This is a genomic window from Vibrio sp. MA40-2, assembly GCF_047302445.1.
Taxonomy (GTDB): Bacteria; Pseudomonadota; Gammaproteobacteria; order Enterobacterales; family Vibrionaceae; genus Vibrio.
Genome location: NZ_CP178627.1, coordinates 296,488 through 317,314, shown reverse-complemented (window position 1 = coordinate 317,314; position 20,827 = coordinate 296,488). Strand labels below are relative to the sequence as shown.

The following is a 20,827-nucleotide window of genomic DNA, read 5'->3' as shown; positions in this document are numbered from 1 at the left end:
TCCTTAGTCTTTACGGAACATTTCAAGCATACGTTTGGTTACAGTAAAGCCACCAAAAATATTAATACTTGCAATTAATACGGCAATAAAGGAAAGCACTGATACAGCGGTATTTCCTTGGCCAATTTGTAAAAGAGCACCCACCACAATAATACCGGAAATAGCATTAGTCACCGACATCAAAGGCGTGTGCAAGGCATGTGAAACATTCCACACAACGTAGTATCCCACCACGCAAGCAAGAATAAAGACAGTAAAGTGAGCAAGAAACGCCGCTGGAGCGACACTTGCAACCCATGCAAATGCGCCTACTGCAATCGCAATACCCGCAATTTTTTTAACGGGTGACGTTGGCTCTGCAACTTTCACTTCGGCTTTCACTGGCTCTTTAACTTCAACCTTAGGTTGTGCTGATACTTTAATTGGTGGTGCAGGCCAAGTAACTTCGCCCTCTTTAACAACGGTTACACCACGAAGTACAACGTCTTCAAAATTTATGTCAATATTACCGTCTTTTTCTTTACAAAGCAGTTTAAGTAAATTAACTAAGTTGGTTCCATACAGTTGGGATGATTGAGTCGGTAAACGCCCTACCATATCAGTGTAACCTACTATTTTCACACCATTATCAGTAGTGATAACTTTATCCGCTACGGTGTATTCACAGTTACCCCCATTCGCCGCCGCCAAGTCAACAATGACGCTGCCAGAGGCCATACTATCAACCATTTCTTTAGTAATGAGTTTTGGTGCTGGACGTCCTGGAATCAGTGCTGTTGTTATGATGATATCGACGTCTTTTGCTTGCGCTGCGTATAACTCTTGCGCTTTTTTGTTAAACGCATCCGACATCTCTTTTGCGTAACCATCACCAGCGCTGGTATCTTCCTCAAAATCAACTTCAAGAAATTCAGCACCCATAGATTGCACTTGTTCTTTTACTTCGGGCCTTACATCAAAAGCACGAACCACTGCACCTAAGCTACCCGCCGCGCCAATTGCAGCAAGGCCAGCAACACCGGCTCCGGCAACTAATACTTTTGCTGGCGGCACTTTTCCTGCAGCAGTTATTTGTCCAGTAAAGAAACGACCAAATTCGTGAGCCGCTTCTACCACAGCACGATAACCGGCAATATTGGCCATTGAACTCAGTGCGTCCAATGCCTGTGCACGAGAAATGCGTGGCACCGCATCCATAGCCATGACATTAATGTTTTTGCTAGACAGTTTTTCCATCAGCTCAGCGTTTTGGGCCGGCCATATAAAACTGATCAAACTTGCGCCTTCTTTAAGAAAGCCTATTTCATTATCTGATGGCGCATTGACTTTAAGGATCAGGTCAGCCTGCCAAACTTCTTCAGTTGTTACAACTGAAGCACCAGCTGCTGTAAATGCGCTATTGTCAAAACTAGCTAACGCACCAGCATTCGATTCAACTGAGATATCAAATCCCAATTTTATAAGCTGCTCAACCGTTTTAGGCGTAGCAGCAACGCGGGTTTCACCTGCGAGTATTTCTCTAGGCACACCAATTTGCATAGTTATTCCCTACTATTGGCACAGTTAAAAAAAATTTACATAAAACAACGTTTGAACTTAAAGCATTTTGTAATAAAAATACAATTATTCATTACAAGTCGGAGTTCATATCGAAAACATGCTTATAATTTTTTAGTCACATTAAAAACATAAAAGAGTCATCAGAATATATGCTAATGACTCTTGGTAAGTTGATAAAAATCAAGTTGATTGTTTAAATTATCGCGTTTAGAAGATGTCACCTCTCATCTGATCAATAAACATCTTAGCTTTGGTTAACATTAGTTCGTTAGCGGTGTCTTTAGAGGTGACAACATCGGAACGTATAAACGCATGTTCTTGAGTTTCTCCATCGAGCTGCTTGGTAATCCGCCCGGCGATTCTATATTGGCCTGACTCTGATTTTGCCTCTGGATAGATTAAAAAACCTTCATACTCGATAGGTTCTACTTGGTTCTTAGGTGAGCTTTCACTACTCGAGCCAAACAACTTAGAAAAAAATCCCACATGTACTCCTAAAATTTATTGCATTTATACTGATTTAACGACGCTTAATTGAATACAAGTCCATTCACTAAAGACCACTTAGTTGATCAACTAACCTTCTATTGATTAGGCAGTATCGGTTTTTCAAACCACTCTAATCCAGTCTCATCTGAAGCATCATGATTTCGACCAACAGAATAAAGCGAAAGATCATCTTGCTCTCTATCCTCGCGGCGGTCGTGTGTAATCATAGTTTCGGCTGCTGCGATTGCCGCTAGGGCTTGCTGCCTAAATATCAATAATCTCTCTTCTGCTAGCCGAGATAAAAAGTCAATATCATTACGGATATAGACAGGGCGCAATTGATTAAGAGAAAGACACGCTAAATCTGCAAGTTGTTCATTATCATACTTACCAATGTATTCTTCTTCAGCGAGAATCGTCCCAACGAGCGTTTCCATATAATTGTGTACATCAACACTTATTTGCATACTCTATTGCCCACCTATTTCCAACATAATACTCATCTGTAAACTAGCACCATAATAGGCTAACCTCAAGTTTAAAGCGGAAGATGAAGTAGCATGACGCGATCACTACAATCAAGCGAAGTATAAGCAGAATAAAGATAAATTATATTCGATTTACCAGCTAGCATCTGTTAAAACTACTTTCTCTTTTCTTAATCTACAGATTTTAGTTTTTTGAATTAAAGGAAAATCCAATGCTATACAAAGTTGCACTTACGCTAATAGCTGCTCTAATCATATTTATGATTTATAAAAATAACACGACCCCATCCTACCTTGGCTTACATGGTTCAAAATTAGCGCCAATGCCTTCAACGCCTAATGCGGTTTCTAGCCAAACAGAAGATAGTGAAAAAAGTGTTGAGCCTTTATCTTTTGTCACCACTGAAGAAGCAAAGAAAAAAGTAAAACGCGTATTAGCTCAGTTACCAAGTAACGTCGTACAATTAGAACAGCAAGATTATCTACATGTGGTATTTACCACCGATACTATGAGATATAAAGACGACGTTGAACTATATTTCGATCAAGAACAAAAGCTTCTCCATTATCGTTCGCAATCTCGTGTAGGCTATAGCGATAAAGGATTAAATAGAGCACGTTATGAGCAATTTGCTAAACTATATAATGAATTGAACTAAATTTTAAAAACCATTAGTTTACCCAACCGTTAGCAAGCAAATATAAATGTACACTGGGTTGTAATTGTATAAACAACACACAATAAAAGTGACACTGTAGCCGATTTAACAATCAAACACTCATTTAAGGCTTATCAGCTAGCGGAAACTGTTGACTTTTACTCGGTTCTTTTTAGCATGTCAGAATCTACTCTAAAAACAATGAAACTATTATGTCTAATGAAGCCAATATCTCTACTGATAAAAATGTAACAACACCTACAGCTATCGACCTAGAGAGTGTGTCAGCAGAACTTAAAAAGGTGATCGAGTTTGACCAAGTTCCAGATGAAATGCTGAATATGGTTGTTTCTATTCATGAAGTGTCAGAAGACGCTGTGAGAGAATCATGGGACAGTCTACCTGCTAGCGCTCAGAATGTGCTCGACAATTTTGAACAGTTTCACGCATTAATTTCAGTAAGCCAAGCCTTTGCTGGGATTAATTTTATGGAAGAATATAAAGAATTAGATCTACCTAAGGATATGTCAGAACAAGAGCAAGAAGATTATCGCACTCAATTACTAGACCAAGTATTATATAACTGTGTAAAAGATATGGTAAAACAAATCAAAAAAGCGCGAAGAGATCCTGTTCTTAAACGAGATTTTATCGTTGTATTTGAAAAATAGTACCCAATATCGATATCACAGCTAGGTATTCTATTCGGTCCATGTCATGATCGACGTAGACAGTGTCTAGAACACGATTTACGTCGTTACTTACTGGTTTTAGAGTTGCAACTTACTGTCGTGATCGACGCTAAAACTAATGTTAATGGTACTGAACATAAAATTAGTGCCGCTGAAAATAATGTTAGTAACCCTGGAAATAATGCTAGTAACGTTGAAAATGACGAATATGTGACCGAACGTTCAATAATATGGGCCTATATTAATTAAAATCGTTGACTATTATCCACACTAGCTATTAAAGTTAAGTCCGCCATATATACAAGTGTAGGTAGTATTTTGACTGCTAAGAATAAAAAGAAGTCTAATGACAAAGGTAGCGTTTTGACTACAAAGAGTAAAAAAGAGTCTAATAAAAAGGACAGCCAATTGATCATTCGTATTAATGGCGAGCAGAGGGATAATTTTGTTTCTATGTGCGAGGATATGGATACCTCAGCAGCAAGAGAAATCAGGCGCTTTATTAAAACGTTTTTAGCAGAACACAAAGAAGCTGAATAAAAACTCAAATATAGTAAGCCAGTAAATGCACTATTAAAGTAGTTTAACAGTTCAAAGACTGACTTTTAATCGCATTGACTTATTCAGGCTTAACCCATACTTCACTAAAGTCAAACCAACCTAACGCGTTACAAGTTGCATTTTGTAATGTGCCACACTGCCCTCTATTTACTCCTAACCAACAATGAAATAGCGGTATAATTTGATTAGATTGTACTAATTGTTTACCTAACGTTTTTGCGTCAAATTTAGTCGCTTGGTTTTCTCGCCAATCATAAACTAATTTACACCATTTCTCGTAATCTAGAGGATCGCTCATTTGGTTAAGGTGACTGTAATCCATCAACCATCCAACCAGAGCATCGTCTCTATTAGTGCCAATTCCCATCGGTTTTAACCAGATATCAACGCAAGACAAGTCGTCTAGATAATGTTGATATTTGACAAATTCCACACTCAATCCATCTTTGTTCAACAACGCACCGATTTTTTTTGCAAGTTCAGGGAAAACAGGATGTTCACTATGATAGGCAATAGTAATGCAATTTTTAGTCGGCGAAGTTAGCTGATTTATTGGAGGAGACAACTTTTGTGTGGGCACAATAGCATGCTGCCAACCTGGCTTTAACCCGTAAGCTGGTAGCAGCCCCAAGTCAATGATAGTTTGCTCATCTAGAGAACGAAACAAATTAAAAGCAGTTAATGTAGAACAAAAATAAAGTGCCCATTGGTCATCTTTAGCAAGACCATTGTTACGATTCAATAATAAAAAAGTACAACCTGGGTCCAGTTTAACTTCATCGTCATTAATGGCGTCAGCGTTAGGTTGTTGTCCTTGAATGGGATGAGTCAAACTAGGAAAAACCATCGCTGAGTACACTTCATCAATAACCCAAACTTCCACTCTATCAATCAAGGCTCTATAACCAAAATATGAATCAAACGCTTCTAGCACTAATCGCTTATCATCATTAGTTTTCACTTTATATGGCCCGGTTCCGATAGGCTTGAGATCAAAATCCTCTCCCCTCCAGTCAACCGGAGGCATTATTTTCGCCCGAGTCTCAGTGAGTAATAGCGGCAAGTGCCAGTCTATATTGCTTAATTGAATGTCAATCACCCAAGGTAAAGGAGACGATACATCTTGAACATGATCAAACATAGCATGCTCTGCTAACGCACGTATAGAATCTATAACATGTTCAATTGTAAGCAAGTTGCCATTATGAAAGCGGACTCCTGAACGTAAATAGAAGCGCCACATTTTTCCATCGACCGATTCCCAAGTATGGGCGAGATCGGGTTGTAACTCTTCATTAAGATTTAATTTGGTTAAACCACTAAAAATTTGCCGGATAATATTCTGTTCTGAACGTCGATGAAGCTTAACGGGATTAAGCATAGACAATTGACGATAATAAGGTAGCCGTACTATTTGTCGCCCTTCTCGATGAGTAACGCCCAGATAATCTTCTATTACCTTGGTAAGTTTACCGGTATCTTCATTCAAAACGGAAAAGGCACGCTCGATCCGCCCTTCGTCTAAGTATTTTTTCGCTAAATTTTCACTAACATCTTGCTGATTACGTTTAAAAATAATGGTAGAAAGATTGCCTCGACCAGCAGCAGGATGCCATTCTATCCATCCTTCATTAGACATTTTATTAAGAACGATGCGAGCATTTCTGCGAGTACAAAAAAGTATAGAGACAATTTCATCTAACTGAATATCACTATTTTTTCCGTTAAAGTGATCAAACAGAATCTCAAATTGGGTTCTCAGACGCGGGCTACTCATAAAGAGGAAATCTCAACAGGAATACTTTAAAAATCAATGTCACTACTCTAGCACATCACTAAGTCAACCGTAATCTATTCCCATGCAATACCAATGGCTTGCGATAATTTTTCTAACTGTTGTTGGTTGTCGAGTTTAATTGACCACTTGCACCCGCCCGTATTGGCGACCACCACATTAGCCCCGCGACCAAGAAGCTGAATAGCTTCAACTTGTGCCTGCATAGACACACTATACTCACCATTCAAACGAACCGATATTTCGTGTTGATTAGCGACTATTTTTCCTACCGAAAATTCAATTAACATCTTGGTCTCTTTTATGTTTCATTACTGCGATAGTAAGCCGACTGGTACAAACCAATCTGTCTCGCTGATCAACGATATTAATTTGCCAAACTTGGGTACTCGCTCCAAGATGGATAGGTGTCGCAGTGCCCTTTACCGTTCCATTACGCATTGAACGGACATGATTGGCATTAATATCAAGGCCAACGCAATAATATCCATCACTCACGCTAAAATTTGCTGCAACCGAACCTAGAGTTTCAGCCAACACAACTGAAGCGCCTCCGTGCAACATTCCCAACGGTTGATGAGTGAAATGGCACACAGGCATGGTAGCTGAAACTGAGCCGTCCGTTATTTCGCTGTACTCAATTTGTAAATGTTCAATAAGTGTATTTTTCGAACTATTATTCAGAGTATCTAATGAAATTGGCTTTTTCCATATAGACATAAATACTCCTTAAATGATATATGATTAGAAATAGAGAGCTGTTATTATCCGGCTAAATTCACCTTAGCGCTAGGATGTTATACGTGATTCAAATTCAAAAAGCATTAGTTTATACCCTACTCCCTTTGTCATTGATTGGTTGTAGTTCTTCGCCGACGGGTCGATATCAACTTGTCATGTTTTCTGATCAAGAAATGAGTACCTTAGGCGCAGAGTCTTTTGAATCAATGAAACAAACACAAACCATTAGCACCGATAAACAAACTATCGACTACGTGCAATGTGTCACTTACTCTATTTTACCGTACGTAGATACACAAGAAAGTTTTTCCGAATGGGAAGTAGTGGTATTTGAAAGCGATCAGGTTAACGCTTTTGCTTTACCTGGTGGGAAAATTGGTGTCTACACGGGGCTATTAAAAGTCGCTAAAACTCCAGATCAACTTGCTACCGTTATTGGGCATGAAATAGCACATGTTTTAGCTGATCACAGTAATGAAAGAATGTCACAATCTCAACTTGCGAACGTTGGTTTACAAGTCACCAATGCAACATTAAGTAATTCCGAATATCAGCAGGTAACCATGACAGCACTTGGTCTTGGTGTTCAATATGGTGTCATTCTACCTTATGGTCGAACTCAGGAGTCTGAAGCGGATATTATTGGCCTCGAATTGATGGCTAAAGCAGGTTTTGACCCTTATCAAAGTATAGAATTATGGAAAAATATGGCTCTAGCGTCAGGCGGCAGTCAACCGCCAGAGCTTTTATCGACCCACCCTTCGCATACAACGCGTATTAGTGATTTATCGGATAAAGCAGAGACGCTGCCAGAATCAGGTACTGGCACACCAAAATGTACTAGGTAACTATTTATATGTACCAAGTAATTGTTTGTATGTATGTACCAGGTAACTGTTTTTATAACGACCATAAGCTGGTCAGATTACCAGTATCAGTCTACTACATAACATAGTAAAACACCGTTTTGCAATAATGATATTTTTGCTGAATCAATGCATTAAAACTAAATAACCACTTTAATTACAAGCGATAAAGTGGATAATACAGCAAATTTTCAATTTACTTAGGTAATTACATTATGTCTACTGAAGCAACTCTGCTCGAACGCTGCAATTCAGCATGTGAATTATGCGCGTCAACTACTACTTTAACACCTTATATCGTTGCTCCACACTCACAAGTTACCGTCGACCACGCGATCATGCTGTGTGAAACTTGTCAAAGCCAAATAGATGAGCCAGATACTGCCGACGCGAACCATTGGCGTTGTTTAAATGACAGTATGTGGAGCCAAGTTCCACCGGTACAAGTTACTGCATGGCGCCAACTAAAAAGACTATCGGATACAACCGATTGGGCTAATGACCTGTTAGAAATGATGTATCTTGAAGAAGACATCGCTAAATGGGCTGAAATTGGGATGGACGACGACGACGAAAAACCGCGTGACGTAAATGGCGTCGAACTTAAAAAAGGTGACGACGTAACGGTTATTAAAGACCTTCCAGTAAAAGGAACCAACCAAGTTATTAAACAAGGCACCGTTATCCGTGGAATCAGTCTTGGTGATGATCCTCGCTTGGTTTCTGGTAAAGCAAATGGACAATCTATGTACGTTATTGCTGAGTTTTGCCGTAAAAAATAGTCGTTACAATTTGTTTTTGTTGTTCACTTGGTATTAGTAAATTTTACAAGATAGATAAAAATAAACGGCTACACCAATAGCAAACTGGTGTAGCCGTTTCTAAGTATTGTCTTTAACAAAAATCTATCCGATTAAAGTGACATACGTTATGCCAAACTATCTCATCAATCCTAAATCTTTTTGCATATGACTAGAAAGCTCGGTGGAGTAATAGCATTTTTCTAGCGGTTCTTTTACAAAAAGAATGTCTAATAAATGGGTAATCAATCCTTTGATATTAAGTGAGTAACTTCTTCTGTCCGTAGAGGTTGTAGCTATGATTGTTTGCGTGTGCATTACTTGAGTCATAATCGCCTCTCTGGTTAATCTTGATTACGGTTGGTATGTAGGCAATTCTAAGCGTTTATTGCTCAATAATTAAATGACATTATTTAAAAGTTCGCATTAGAAAATATAATATCAAAGCATTTCGAATGCTTTGCTACTAAACATTCATAAACAACAGCTAATAATGCATAAATTATTGATTATTTGACTAAAAATTCATATTAATTATAAATATGGCTGACTACTACAAAAAAACAGTGATTATAAGATCTAGAAAATTTGATATAGATTCAAGTTTTGATAAAAAATAGTAATTAGTTACCTATTAGATAATATACCGCTAGTTTAGCGTTAATTCGTCAACGTTATTAAGCCTATCAGGTTGGTCTTTTAATAGTTGAATAAAGCAATCCGCCATCGAGTATTGAGTAACTATACCGACACCTTCCATTTGTGTTAGCGCACTATACCCCTCTTTTCCTTTCATCGTATACGCTGAAGAGGTACCACAATAGCGGGTATTATCTTCAACCGAACGCCAACCAAATTCTGCATGGTAGATCTTTAAATTCTGGATCCTTTCACCTAATGGATTATCAAAATAATAATCAAAATCAAGATTATAGGTATAAGGATAACTACCGGAACCTGTTCCAACAACGCCATTGTTCAGTGCGTTATTAATTGAGCCCTCTAACGCTAAGGCCAAAAATTTTCCTTTGATGTGATATAAACCGATAGGCACAGCAAAAGGCAGCAATTTACCGGCGATATCGGCAATAGAAATTGGACCAGAATTAATTGAGGTTCTTACACCACCAGCATTGTGCAGAGCAAATTCGACCTGATGACCTGCTTTTTGCATAGTATGAAAAAACGACTGAGCAACAAGAGGAGTAATTTGGCTTCCTCCCTTAGCATCAGGAATTCGCACATGGCGTAAACCCGTTGTTACTTGACCAACTACCGTCTGCTGTAACTCTCTAACCTTGGGAATGTATTTATCCTGTAAAATACTATGTACAACAGGATCCCGTTTACAGATCACAACCTTGGAGCTTTTACGCAGAAAATGGCTGGCTTTGCCATGTAATAGATCGGTATTTTCTCTGGCTAAACTCGCGTCAATACATAAACGTCGACCAAGCAGCAGTTCGTTTCGCCCCGCAAAACGACTTACTTTACCATCCGCATCAAAGTCAATTTCACAATGGCCTAGCGCTTGAGCATGTAATCCAGCATGAACAATACGCGTATTATTGATACACAGTCCGTATTCTGCCTCATTGTTCAAGCCAATATCACTAAAATCACCTTGTAATGTATGAGAATGACCACCAATGATAATCGCTAAGCCGTTAACGCATTGTGCAAGTTGTTTATCAACATCAAAACCAAGATGACTTAATAAAATTATTTTATTGATACCATCATCTTGAATAGCGTCAATAGTATTCTGCACCGTTTGAAAGGTGTCTTCAAAACAGGTGTCAGGATCTGGATTAGAAATATCAGCCATTTTATCCATCGATACACCAAATATGGCGATAGGTTCACCTTGCACTCGCTTAACCAACCAGTTAGCGGTTTTTTTCTGCTCACAATAAGACAATAGATTCGCCTGTTGTTGTAAGCAATGATTTTTATCATGCCGCTCGGCAGACAGATTCCAATTACCCGCGAGTAATGGGAAATTAATTCGTTGTAATAGCTCTGCGACAGGCTGATTGCCCATATCCAGTTCATGGTTTCCTAGTGCCATTGCATCGATTTCAAGGGCATTCAATAGATCGGCATTGGCTTTGCCTTTAAACAGCGAGAAATACAGTGTGCCTTGAAAACAATCACCTGCATGAAAGAACATAAATTCACGTCTATCTGATATTGCCTTGGCTTTTATTTGTTTAGCTCTTGTGGCTATACGCGCAAACCCACCATTACTAACGTAAGGAGCAATGCTTTGACCATCTATTTGGATTTGAAGTTGTAGTGACTGAGGCTCAAAATATGAATGAGTGTCATTGATGTGTGCCAAAGTTAATTTAGCTGATTTATTGTTTTTAGTCATAGTCCATTTGATTTTTTATCATTCCTACCAATGGTAAACCTTCTTTTATGACAATGTAATGAATAATTGTTCAACCCACTAACGAAAAGTGTACATAGTACGATTTAATCTGAACAGTTAGCCTAATTTCTTGGTGATCAGCGTGTTATGTCAGTTTTTGTCGCATAAAGCACACACGTAAATCTATTCTCATATAAAATAAATAAGACAAGGGAGCATATATGCAAATACAACGTATTGAGATCTCGGGTTTTCGTGGCATTCAAAGACTTTCGCTAACACTAGAAGCCTTAACTACTTTAATAGGTGAAAACACTTGGGGTAAGTCCTCCTTACTTGAAGCGTTATCTGTTGCGCTTCCATCTAACGCAAATTTATATCAATTTTCAATGCAAGACTTTCATGTTAACTATGCTATTGCTCAACCGCAAACTCAGCACTTGCAAATTGTTATCACCTTTATCACAACCTCTGCTAATGAAGAACGATCAGGTCGTTATCGAGCACTCAAACCTATTTGGTTAGATGACCAATCTGGTTTTAAAAAAATTATTTATCGAGTAAGTGCTACACGAGAAATCTATAAAATAACGAATCACTATTCTTTCCTCGATCTAAAAGGCAACGTTTTGTCTTTGCATGATTCAGAAAAATTGGCTAAAGAGCTAATTAGCTTGCATCCCGTCATTCACGTTCGAGATTCACGTCATTTTGCAAACAACCAGATACATGATTTAGATAAATTAGCAAACTCAAGAACAGAACAACGATTAGAGAACACCTGTCGTCGTTTACTTTCTATGCCTGGTCATGTGAATAAAGGCGAAATGAAAAGCAGCCTAGAATCGATGAAAAATCTAATCGAACATTATTTTTCATTCAGTAATAAAACCTCACCTAATCCACGAATTCAACGTGAAAGTTTATTGTTTTCAGCGTCGTCATCTGGAAATAATAACCTAATACAAGTTTTAGAAAATACCAAGGACTCTCAAACACGGTTATTAATTTTAGTCCTTTTAAACACTTATCTTAGAGCAAAAGGCCCTCATCAATTACGCAAATACGCTAGACCAATTTTAATTATAGAGGATCCTGAAAGCCGATTGCACCCCACTCACCTTTCAAGAGCTTGGGGACTTTTACAATTAATTCCCATACAAAAAGTGTTAACCACCAATAGCGCGGAACTTCTTGCTGCGGTACCTATTCATTCAATTAGACGATTGATCAGAAAATCGGATAAGACCGTATCTAAATTCGTTCCACCCCATTTACTAAGCAAAGACGAACTTCGTCGTATCGGATTTCATATTCGATTTCATCGAGCCAATGCACTGTATGCTCGATGCTGGCTATTGGTGGAAGGCGAAACTGAGGTTTGGCTATTTAATGAGTTAGCCAAACTTTGTGGTTATAATCTTGCGGCAGAAGGGGTACAAATTATTGAGTTTGCACAATCAGGCATTAAGTCATTAATTAAAGTGGCAAAAGCCTACGACATTGATTGGCATGTGGTTACAGACGGTGATGCAGCAGGAAAAAAGTACGCGGCAGCAGTAATAACACTACTCGGCACAGATTTAGAAAGACACAGGTTAACTGAATTACCAAATAAAGATATAGAGCACTATTTGTATTTAAATGGTTTTGAGTTCTTTTTCAAAGATATGTTAAAGCTCGCTTACGACCAACCTATTCCAGCTAAAAAAGTGATTGCCCGTGTGCTCAAAAAACACGCTAAACCAGATATAGCATTAGCTATCGTCTCAGAATGTGAAAAACAAGGCTCAGCGTGCATTCCAAAATTGATAAAGCAGATCCTTAAACGGGTAATTATGATGGCTAATGGCAACACCTAATTGTCAAAAAACGCCCTTACAATAACTGTATTTTTGACTTATCAATAAACCTTATAGTTCAGTATCTATCGGGTTAGAACTCGAACTTAAGCTGATTCATGTCATTATTGAATGGTCACTTTTATTTAGGCGTTGGCTCAAATACAGACCAGATACTTTCATTACATAACCAAAAATCGCACCCAGAACAATAGATGGAATGACTAATTTCCAATTGCCATCAGTAGCAAAGGTGGCACAAGAGCCAATAAATGTGCCCGGAATATAGTTGAGTAAGCCTTGTTTAGCTTGAATACACATAATAAAAGCAATCAAACCAGCAACAACATAACTTATAATGTCAATGGAAATATACTCAGAACCGTGAATGGCAACCATCGCCCAAAATACGCCACTCAAATTGGTTAATAAGCTAATGTATAAACCTTTAACTCCATCGATTGGAGAAGCAAAAAAACTGGTACACCCTAGAAAGCCAACCCAAGTTAACAAACCGATAGTAACCGATAACCATCCCCAAATGCCTGAAAGAATACCGGTTGTGATCGCGATAGCGAGTAATGTGCTCATGAACTTTTCCACTGAATAAATAGGAATGATTTTTATTGAGCGGATACTAATGTAACAACATAATAATAAATGAGACAAAGATCACTAAAGCGATAAAGAAAATTCATTTGTTTCATTAAAAACGTGACGCAAACGTATGCGCAACACAAGTCGTTAACGATGTAGAGTGACTAGCTATAATGAGTTGTTATCTATAACACACTCGGCCTTCCCTTCATCATTCTTAAACCTTCACGTTTTATACAAGTAGCAAGAGGATTTTCTAGCATATCTACGCGCCAAATAAACGATAACGTCCGTTCCATTTTTAATTCTGGTACATTTAGCGCAACTAGCTTTCCATTTTCTATGTATTTTTCCACATCTAAATAAGGTAAACAGGTAACATATGGCCCATTCGCTACCATACTACGCAATACAGGAACATGTTCGTATTCTCGCCAAACATCAAGATCGGCAATCAAATGATGAATCGAATTATCAAAAATTTCTCGGGTACCGGAACCAATTTCTCTTAATACCCACTTGGCTTGTTCCAATTGCGCTAAACTTACCGTTTCTCTTTTAGCAAAAGGATGGTGAGATGACACCACAACGATCAAGTGATCACGACACCAGGTTTCTTGATGGATACGGCTATCGTCACAACGACCCTCAATAATGCCTAGGTCATATTTATAATTCAGTACATTTTCAATCACGCTATCGGTACTCTTTACCGACAAGTTGATTCTAATCTCAGGAAAATCATTATCAATTATACTGATAAGGTCGGGAATAAGGTGTTCTGCTGGAGTTTGGCTAGCACATAAACCGATTTCACCACTAATTAAATGTTGATCATTAAAGCCTAATTCTATTTGCTGGGCATCTTGTAGCAGCTTTTTGGCTTTAGGGCGTAACCACATTCCCCAATGCGTTAACGCCATTCGCTTCCCTTGCCTTTCAAATAAAGGCTGCCCTAACATTTTTTCCAATTGAGCTAGTGACATACTCGTTGCCGATTGGGTTAAAGCTAGTTTGTCAGCAGCTTGACTCACACTGGCGGTTTGAGCCACCGCTTCAAAAACTGCAAGTTGCTTCAGTGAATATCGCATTCAATCAACCTCGTAAATATATTGATTTAACTGTGTCTATCTAAGTGCGAATAAGTATATCAGTTTCTCTGATGTACTTTACAAATATTATCAATTTTACATATAACCATGCATCGCACTATTCTAGATTAAAACAAACTCATTACCTTTTAAAAGTACAACTTTTTCATTTTATAGAGAGGCGATATATGCAAGATATGACAAGGAGCAACAGATGAACTCTGTGAATAATTCAACGGAACTAAAACAACTATTTTCTCCCAAGGAAATGATGAGTCAAGCTGAACTGTTTGCATTAAGTAAAACTAAGAAAAGCACTAGTATGACGATAAGCCTTGCCATAATGGCGGGACTATTTATCGGATTAGCCTTTCTTTTTTATATCACGGTAACAACTGGCAGCACGTCCACTAGCTGGGGCATTAGTCGCTTCGCAGGTGGCCTTGCTTTCAGCATGGGGTTAATTCTCATTGTGTTAATGGGCGGCGAATTATTTACCAGTTCGGTCCTTTCAAGTATTGCTTGGGCCAACAGACAAATCAGCTTCAAACGCATGGTATTAATATGGGGCAAGGTATACGTCGGTAATTTCATGGGTGCCATATTACTGCTAACACTTGTACTTGCGGCTGGACTTTATCAATCAGGACATGGTCAGTGGGGACTCAACGCATTAAATATTGCTCAACATAAACTTCACCACACGCCAGTTGAAGCGTTTGCGTTAGGCATTTTATGTAACCTACTTGTATGCCTAGCTATTTGGTTAACATTTAGCACCCAAAACGCCATAGGAAAAGCCCTAATGGTTATGTTACCTGTTGCTATGTTCGTTAGTAGTGGCTTTGAACACTGCGTAGCCAACATGTTTATGGTTCCACTCGGTATTATGATTCAAATTACCGCGCCAGAATCATTTTGGCTAGAAGTTGGTGTATCAGCGAGTCAATACTCGGATCTTACATTCTCAAACTTTTTAACCGCTAACCTAATTCCTGTAACACTCGGCAATATTGTCGGTGGTTCTGTGTTAGTCGGTTTATCTAACTGGTCGATTTATGTTCGTCCAGAACTAAAACAAGCACAATCACTCTCTATAAAAACAACTACCCTAACAACGTCACTCAAGGAACTCGCTATGAACACAAACTTAACTGCTAACGATATAATGAATAAAAATCACTATTCTCTACAAGCTGAGATGCCAATTGAATTAGCAATCGACACGTTAACCGATAGAAACATTCAAGGTGCACCTGTGGTTAATGTTCAAGGCAAACTAGTGGGTTTCTTCTCGGTACACGATGTAATGGTGGATTTGTGGTGTCAAGATTACCTACCGTCTAAAGGACAAAAGGTAGTCGATCTGATGTCACGCGATGTAGTCGCCGTTAACCACAACGAATCACTAGTTAACTTGGTTGAGTTCCTATGTATAGACAAAGAACAACTCTATCCAACAACTGGAATGGGTATTGCCACTCAATTTTCATCATTGTCAGTAGAAGAACGCGCCAAGAGCATGAAAATAAATAAACCGCAAACACTCCCCGTACTGAGCGATGGAATATTGGTTGGTGTTGTTTCAAGAATGGACGTTGTTAAAACATTGAGATCCATTTATGGAGAAAGACTCAACGTTGTGGCCGAAGATAAGCAACAACCATTAGAAACAGCCTAATTTACGCGTTTAATACACCTTTGTTGTCGTTACAAGACTTAACGTAAAAACGTATTAGCAATAAAAGAGAGTGATTTATATTTAAAAATCACTCTCTTTTTCTATTTGGTACAACTCATCATTAATGTCTAACAATTTAGTATCCACTATTTTTTGTGAGTCTCGAACCCCTTGATTATAAAAGGCAGGTCCAATTTTAAGTGCAATAAAGTCCAATAAAAAATCCGCATCAAATTGGCCTAATTCAACATCGAGCTCATCTTCAAAATACTGTTGTAATGCAAAAACAATGTCTTGTTTCTGTTTATCTGTAAACGATATTTTATTCATTAACTTTCTCTTTTATGTTAAAAATCAAGTTTCTATAACAACATTCTATTACCAAGTTTCTATAGTAATTCAGCGTAAACACAGTATTATAATCTACTATATATCTACCCCGTAAACTACTTACTGCACTGGAGTATAAAATTGCAAAAGGATCTGGTTATACGCGCTATTCATGATTTTCAAAACGATTGCTTAAAGTTATGTGAACAGCATTATCCTACCGTTCATAACCGAGGTATGAGTGAACATCATTTAGGTCGAGCTTTTGCCAGACGATTGGCCAGCACATTAGAAACGTTTAATTTACCTAGCCAGTTTGAACCGATTGATACTTTGCGTAATTCTGATCATCCTCATCATTATAGGATAGCTTCAAGTGAAGGTACGGTTTGGGTGCTAACGCACCATCTTGCTAGTGCGAGTAGTATATGCAAAGAACACCTTTTGTCCGATATCACCGAATGGCAAGCGGAATACGGTTTTGCCATTCAACCGAATGATCTTTTAGTCTTGTTAGGCGATCACTGGATATCACGTAGTAAGAAAAGTCGAGAACTTATTGACTGGTGGATGGGTGAGATTCCGGATGATTTTTCAGAATATATCGCCCAAGGAATCACTTTATACAAAAGCGATTCAAAACTTGTCAATGAACTTGATAGCCGTTTTCATATTCGTCCCTGTTACTTACGGTTTGGCCATCCACTTGTTCGGTCGCAAGATCAGCAGCTCGTGCGCAAATACATTCAACTATACGCCATCCTGGAATGGCAACATTAACGATTATTTCACTCTCGTAACTTTTCTTTCATATTCATCTGGCATCGTTAGTCATTTATAGGCAAATACATTAGCTAATAAGAGTTACTCTAGAGTGAAGAAACTGAAGCGCTACCAATACGAACGCTATGCCGTTTTGTGTAAGCTCGCTTATCCACGAGTTTTCAAACAAACTAATTACGGCTTTGACCCTACAGGCCAACGAGTTATAAAAAACAAACACGGCAAAATATTGATGCGTATTTTGTGGAGCAAAAAAAACGAAGAAGTGGTGGTGGTGGTCAAAGGCTCTCATAGTCTTTCTGATTGGTTAGTCAACCTCGCCTTTTGGTTAAAAAATTGCCAAAAACACCAATTAAATTACTCTATCCATAGTGGATTCTATCATTTAATGACACAAGAAAGTGTTCCTGCACATAGACAAGATAACCTCGGATTAACCGTATGGGAACGTTTAGAACAAATCCTTGAGCCATTGATTATTCGCGGTAAAAGAGTTTCGTTCACTGGTCATTCGTCAGGTGGTGCAATTGGCTGTGTTTTCGCTGACTATATTGAAATGAAGTATCCAAAGTCGGTTAAACGAGTAGTTACATTTGGCCAACCTGCCATTGGTGACTGGAGATTTAAAAAGCATTATAAATTAGCACACAAAACTTACCGAGTCTGTTGTGATTTAGATATCGTCACCTTCATGCCACCTGTGCCAATTGTATATTGGCATGTCGGTAAAATGTTGTGGTTATACAACGGTAGAATATACGAAAACACACCTTCAATAATTCGACTAAGTCGTTCAATACTGAGCTGGATTATACGGCCATTTTCCTATCATTTAATGAGTAAATACATAAGAAATAAAGATTTTTTTGATGAAAGATAAGTTGTACTTAATAACAAAAGTGGCATTTTTAACTAACTAACTCCTCCACCGGCACTGGTTTTGTATAATAATACCCTTGACCATAACGACAACCATAACTCGCCAACAACTCTGCATGTTGTCGTTCTTCGATCCCTTCCGCTACAACTTTAATCCCTAATTCATCAGCCATATTAATCATCGCTTTGCATAATGCTTGGCTATTAACATCAGAACAAAGGTTCTGCACAAACGAGCGATCTATTTTCAATATATCAATATTAATTTGCTGTAAGTAAGACAAAGAGGAATAACCTACTCCAAAATCGTCTATCGCGATATCTACACCAAGTATTTTTAATTGTTTTAAGCGGTCTCTCACAACTTCATCACTGGTCATCAGTAAATTTTCGGTTATTTCAAAACAAATGAGTTTTATATTTAATTGGTATTGTTCACAATCCTGTAACCATGAATCGATCCACTTAAACCCACCTTTAAATTGCGCTGGTGATACGTTGATATTAATTTTAATATCGCGTTGAAAAAGGTTATGTAGAATAGGAATATGATGCGAGGCATTTTTCACTACCCATTGGCCAATTTCATTAATAATGCCAAATTCTTCAGCAACTGGAATAAAATCGTCCGGATAAACTAATCCTTTCGTTGGATGATTCCAGCGAATCAGTGCTTCTACTTTATCAATGTTACCACTTTGCAAATCAACAATCGGCTGAAAATAGAGTTCGAACTGCTCTTCTAAAAGCGCCACTTTAAGATCAGCAACTAACTGCCTTTTCTCAATCAATTTGTTCATCATTAAAGAATCAAAATAGCTAAAGCAGTTTCTCCCGAGCGCTTTTGCTTCATACATTGCAAGATCAGCACATTTCAAAATTGTTTCGACGTCAGACCCATTTGTAGGAAAGATCGCAATACCAATACTGACAGTAACCAGCACTTCTTCACCATTAATAAAAAACGGATCACTCAATGCATTGTGTATATTGTTAGCCGCACTAGACGTAGCCTCTTGCTGAATAGTATCAGTCATAAGCACAGTAAATTCATCTCCACCTAACCGAGCAACTAGATGAGAAGAATCAATCACTTCTTGTAACCTATTGGCAACCGATATTAAAAGTATATCCCCTTGATCATGCCCTAACGTATCATTCACTTCTTTGAAACCATCTAAGTCTAAGAATAAGATTGAAAAGCCACTTATTTCACCAGCATGGTAAGAGTTAACATGTTGTTGTAATGACTCATTCAGATAACGTCGATTAGGTAGGTCTGACAAACTATCAAAATACGCCTGTCTGTGCAGAAGATCGTTCGCATCTTTTAGCTCGGCTGTTCGTTGCCTAACTTCAGATTCAAGGGTTTTATCTCTATATTCAATATTTTTTAACATTAAATTAAAATAATCGGTCAGCACTCCCAGTTCATCGTTACTAGTTTTTACCGCGCGCAACGAATAGTTGTTACTTTGAGTGACTTGATTCGCGAGTTCTCCTAATCCGGCAATGGGTTTCACAATATAGCGGCTAAAAACGATAGCCATAACTAAACTGATCGCCAACGTTATTGCTCCGATCAAAGTGATAAACATTGAATATACACTGATATGTTCTTGAATAGAGAGATCATTGGCTCGAATGATGAGTTGCCCATAACGAGTATCGTCTAAAATCAGCGACTTTTTCACTACAATAAAATGCGTATTTTGTATTTTTGAATCGATATACGGTGAGGTAATACCAACAAACTGCTTGCCATCTGTTTCTACGACATTGGCATCGACAATAGTGTGATCTGACATCAAAGGAAATAATAATTCGTTGGCAGAATACTCATCTTTAAACACAACCGCAGCGGTAAGTGCTGGAGATAAGATTTCCGCGATAGATTCTAGTCGATGTAATTCTTTGGCTTTAGAATTATTTTTTTCATAGCCAATAATGGTTAGCGCCGACGTTAACACGGCAAATAATGCGATAACCATAAAAAATGCTACGACTTTTATTTCAAGCGAACGTATTTTAGGTACCGGGCTAATCATATTTTGGTCCCTTAATAACACGGCCCAGTCTTAATACTTTTGAACTCATTTTTATTCCAGATTGACTTAATGAGTACGAATCAACTTCAAAACGAACTTTACCACCTGTGATAAATAAATTGATATGACCGCCAGACCCAATAAAACTTTTATTTTCTCCAATCAACATTGTGTCAGCAAAGTTAGGATTATGTACCACTTTATCGACCATGTTGGTATTTTTATTCGTCAAGAAAAACGAATGACAAGTACTGCTAGCAATGCCATCCACAGAGATTAAATGTACCTCGACTAAACGATTTTTCACTTTTTGCAAAGCTAATGTTTTAGATGCAGTGAGCACAAATTGAGGATCGAAACTGCATATAATATAACGCTGGGAATCATTCGGATTAAACCAACTCCCTTCACTATAGCGAGCAAAATTATAAATAAAGCCTGATTTAACCGCATACTCTCGGTCATTAGCCATCGACAACGTCGGTGACATATAAATGACAATATAGAGTATTAAGCGAATCGATTTCAATATTTTACTCATCCTATTAC

General features: G+C 38.1%; 21 protein-coding genes. 9 read left to right on the top strand and 12 right to left on the bottom strand.

Translation table 11 applies throughout. The features are described from left to right. Positions 1-3: 3 nt before the first annotated feature. From pntA to ACLKML_RS01330, 3 genes are all read right to left on the bottom strand, one after another. Positions 4-1,539, bottom strand: a complete 1,536-nt coding sequence (pntA, locus tag ACLKML_RS01340) for a Re/Si-specific NAD(P)(+) transhydrogenase subunit alpha (protein ID WP_413283298.1) — start codon at positions 1,537-1,539, stop codon at positions 4-6. A 228-nt stretch (positions 1,540-1,767) separates the two neighbouring features. Next, positions 1,768-2,046 carry an HlyU family transcriptional regulator gene (locus ACLKML_RS01335; RefSeq protein ID WP_413283297.1) on the bottom strand — a complete coding sequence of 93 codons (279 nt, stop codon included), beginning with the start codon at positions 2,044-2,046 and terminating at the stop codon, positions 1,768-1,770. 98 nt (positions 2,047-2,144) lie between these two features. Beyond that, positions 2,145-2,516: a late competence development ComFB family protein gene (locus tag ACLKML_RS01330; RefSeq protein WP_413283296.1), complete on the bottom strand. Its 372-nt coding sequence runs from the start codon at positions 2,514-2,516 to the stop codon at positions 2,145-2,147. A gap of 233 nt (positions 2,517-2,749) precedes the next feature. Here ACLKML_RS01330 and ACLKML_RS01325 point away from each other — a divergent pair, with 233 nt between their 5' ends. The 3 genes from ACLKML_RS01325 (at position 2,750) to ACLKML_RS01315 (ending at position 4,428) form a co-directional block, all read left to right on the top strand. After that, positions 2,750-3,196 carry a DUF1499 domain-containing protein gene (locus ACLKML_RS01325; RefSeq protein ID WP_413283295.1) on the top strand — a complete coding sequence of 149 codons (447 nt, stop codon included), beginning with the start codon at positions 2,750-2,752 and terminating at the stop codon, positions 3,194-3,196. A gap of 212 nt (positions 3,197-3,408) precedes the next feature. Beyond that, positions 3,409-3,867: a DUF3069 domain-containing protein gene (locus tag ACLKML_RS01320; RefSeq protein WP_413283294.1), complete on the top strand. Its 459-nt coding sequence runs from the start codon at positions 3,409-3,411 to the stop codon at positions 3,865-3,867. A 339-nt stretch (positions 3,868-4,206) separates the two neighbouring features. Next, entirely contained in the window at positions 4,207-4,428 is a 222-nt protein-coding gene (locus tag ACLKML_RS01315; protein WP_413283293.1) for a hypothetical protein, read from the top strand. A gap of 79 nt (positions 4,429-4,507) precedes the next feature. Here the strand turns inward: ACLKML_RS01315 and ACLKML_RS01310 are convergent, their stop codons facing one another. The 3 genes from ACLKML_RS01310 to ACLKML_RS01300 all read right to left on the bottom strand — a co-directional run bounded on the left by ACLKML_RS01310 (position 4,508) and on the right by ACLKML_RS01300 (position 6,964). Further along, entirely contained in the window at positions 4,508-6,226 is a 1,719-nt protein-coding gene (locus ACLKML_RS01310) for an SgrR family transcriptional regulator (protein ID WP_413283292.1), read from the bottom strand. A 74-nt stretch (positions 6,227-6,300) separates the two neighbouring features. Then, complete coding sequence (locus ACLKML_RS01305) at positions 6,301-6,534, bottom strand: DUF3389 domain-containing protein (RefSeq protein WP_413283291.1); 234 nt, start codon at positions 6,532-6,534, stop codon at positions 6,301-6,303. Continuing rightward, entirely contained in the window at positions 6,524-6,964 is a 441-nt protein-coding gene (locus ACLKML_RS01300) for a hotdog fold thioesterase (RefSeq protein WP_413283290.1), read from the bottom strand. The genes ACLKML_RS01305 and ACLKML_RS01300 overlap by 11 nt, the downstream gene beginning before the upstream one ends. 86 nt (positions 6,965-7,050) lie before the next feature. Between ACLKML_RS01300 and ACLKML_RS01295 the strand changes: the two genes are divergently transcribed. After that, positions 7,051-7,833 carry a M48 family metallopeptidase gene (locus tag ACLKML_RS01295; RefSeq protein ID WP_413283711.1) on the top strand — a complete coding sequence of 261 codons (783 nt, stop codon included), beginning with the start codon at positions 7,051-7,053 and terminating at the stop codon, positions 7,831-7,833. Between the two features lie 233 nt (positions 7,834-8,066). Beyond that, positions 8,067-8,633 carry a PhnA domain-containing protein gene (locus tag ACLKML_RS01290; protein ID WP_413283289.1) on the top strand — a complete coding sequence of 189 codons (567 nt, stop codon included), beginning with the start codon at positions 8,067-8,069 and terminating at the stop codon, positions 8,631-8,633. 667 nt (positions 8,634-9,300) lie between these two features. Here ACLKML_RS01290 and ACLKML_RS01285 read toward each other — a convergent pair. Next, a complete protein-coding gene (locus ACLKML_RS01285; RefSeq protein ID WP_413283288.1) occupies positions 9,301-11,028 on the bottom strand; it encodes a bifunctional metallophosphatase/5'-nucleotidase in 1,728 nt (575 codons plus the stop codon). A gap of 221 nt (positions 11,029-11,249) precedes the next feature. On the opposite strand from ACLKML_RS01285, the gene ACLKML_RS01280 reads away from it, so the two are divergent. Next, a complete protein-coding gene (locus tag ACLKML_RS01280) occupies positions 11,250-12,890 on the top strand; it encodes a DUF2813 domain-containing protein (protein WP_413283287.1) in 1,641 nt (546 codons plus the stop codon). A 96-nt stretch (positions 12,891-12,986) separates the two neighbouring features. Here the strand turns inward: ACLKML_RS01280 and ACLKML_RS01275 are convergent, their stop codons facing one another. After that, positions 12,987-13,460, bottom strand: a complete 474-nt coding sequence (locus ACLKML_RS01275) for a DUF1097 domain-containing protein (protein WP_413283286.1) — start codon at positions 13,458-13,460, stop codon at positions 12,987-12,989. 191 nt (positions 13,461-13,651) lie between these two features. Then, positions 13,652-14,557: a LysR substrate-binding domain-containing protein gene (locus tag ACLKML_RS01270; protein ID WP_413283285.1), complete on the bottom strand. Its 906-nt coding sequence runs from the start codon at positions 14,555-14,557 to the stop codon at positions 13,652-13,654. Positions 14,558-14,771: 214 nt separating this feature from the next. On the opposite strand from ACLKML_RS01270, the gene focA reads away from it, so the two are divergent. Next, on the top strand, positions 14,772-16,238 hold the full coding sequence (gene focA / locus ACLKML_RS01265) for a formate transporter FocA (RefSeq protein WP_413283284.1): 1,467 nt from the start codon (positions 14,772-14,774) through the stop codon (positions 16,236-16,238). Between the two features lie 81 nt (positions 16,239-16,319). Here focA and ACLKML_RS01260 read toward each other — a convergent pair whose 3' ends face one another. Then, positions 16,320-16,568, bottom strand: a complete 249-nt coding sequence (locus ACLKML_RS01260) for a DUF2164 domain-containing protein (RefSeq protein ID WP_413283283.1) — start codon at positions 16,566-16,568, stop codon at positions 16,320-16,322. A gap of 141 nt (positions 16,569-16,709) precedes the next feature. Here ACLKML_RS01260 and ACLKML_RS01255 point away from each other — a divergent pair, with 141 nt between their 5' ends. Further along, complete coding sequence (locus tag ACLKML_RS01255; protein WP_413283282.1) at positions 16,710-17,348, top strand: hypothetical protein; 639 nt, start codon at positions 16,710-16,712, stop codon at positions 17,346-17,348. Positions 17,349-17,442: 94 nt separating this feature from the next. Then, entirely contained in the window at positions 17,443-18,231 is a 789-nt protein-coding gene (locus tag ACLKML_RS01250; RefSeq protein WP_413283281.1) for a lipase family protein, read from the top strand. Between the two features lie 28 nt (positions 18,232-18,259). On the opposite strand, the gene ACLKML_RS01245 is transcribed toward ACLKML_RS01250, so the two are convergent. After that, entirely contained in the window at positions 18,260-20,278 is a 2,019-nt protein-coding gene (locus tag ACLKML_RS01245) for a putative bifunctional diguanylate cyclase/phosphodiesterase (protein WP_413283280.1), read from the bottom strand. After that, a complete protein-coding gene (locus ACLKML_RS01240; protein WP_413283279.1) occupies positions 20,271-20,819 on the bottom strand; it encodes a YfiR family protein in 549 nt (182 codons plus the stop codon). Before ACLKML_RS01240 ends, ACLKML_RS01245 begins: the two co-directional genes overlap by 8 nt. Between the last annotated feature and the right edge of the window lie 8 nt (positions 20,820-20,827).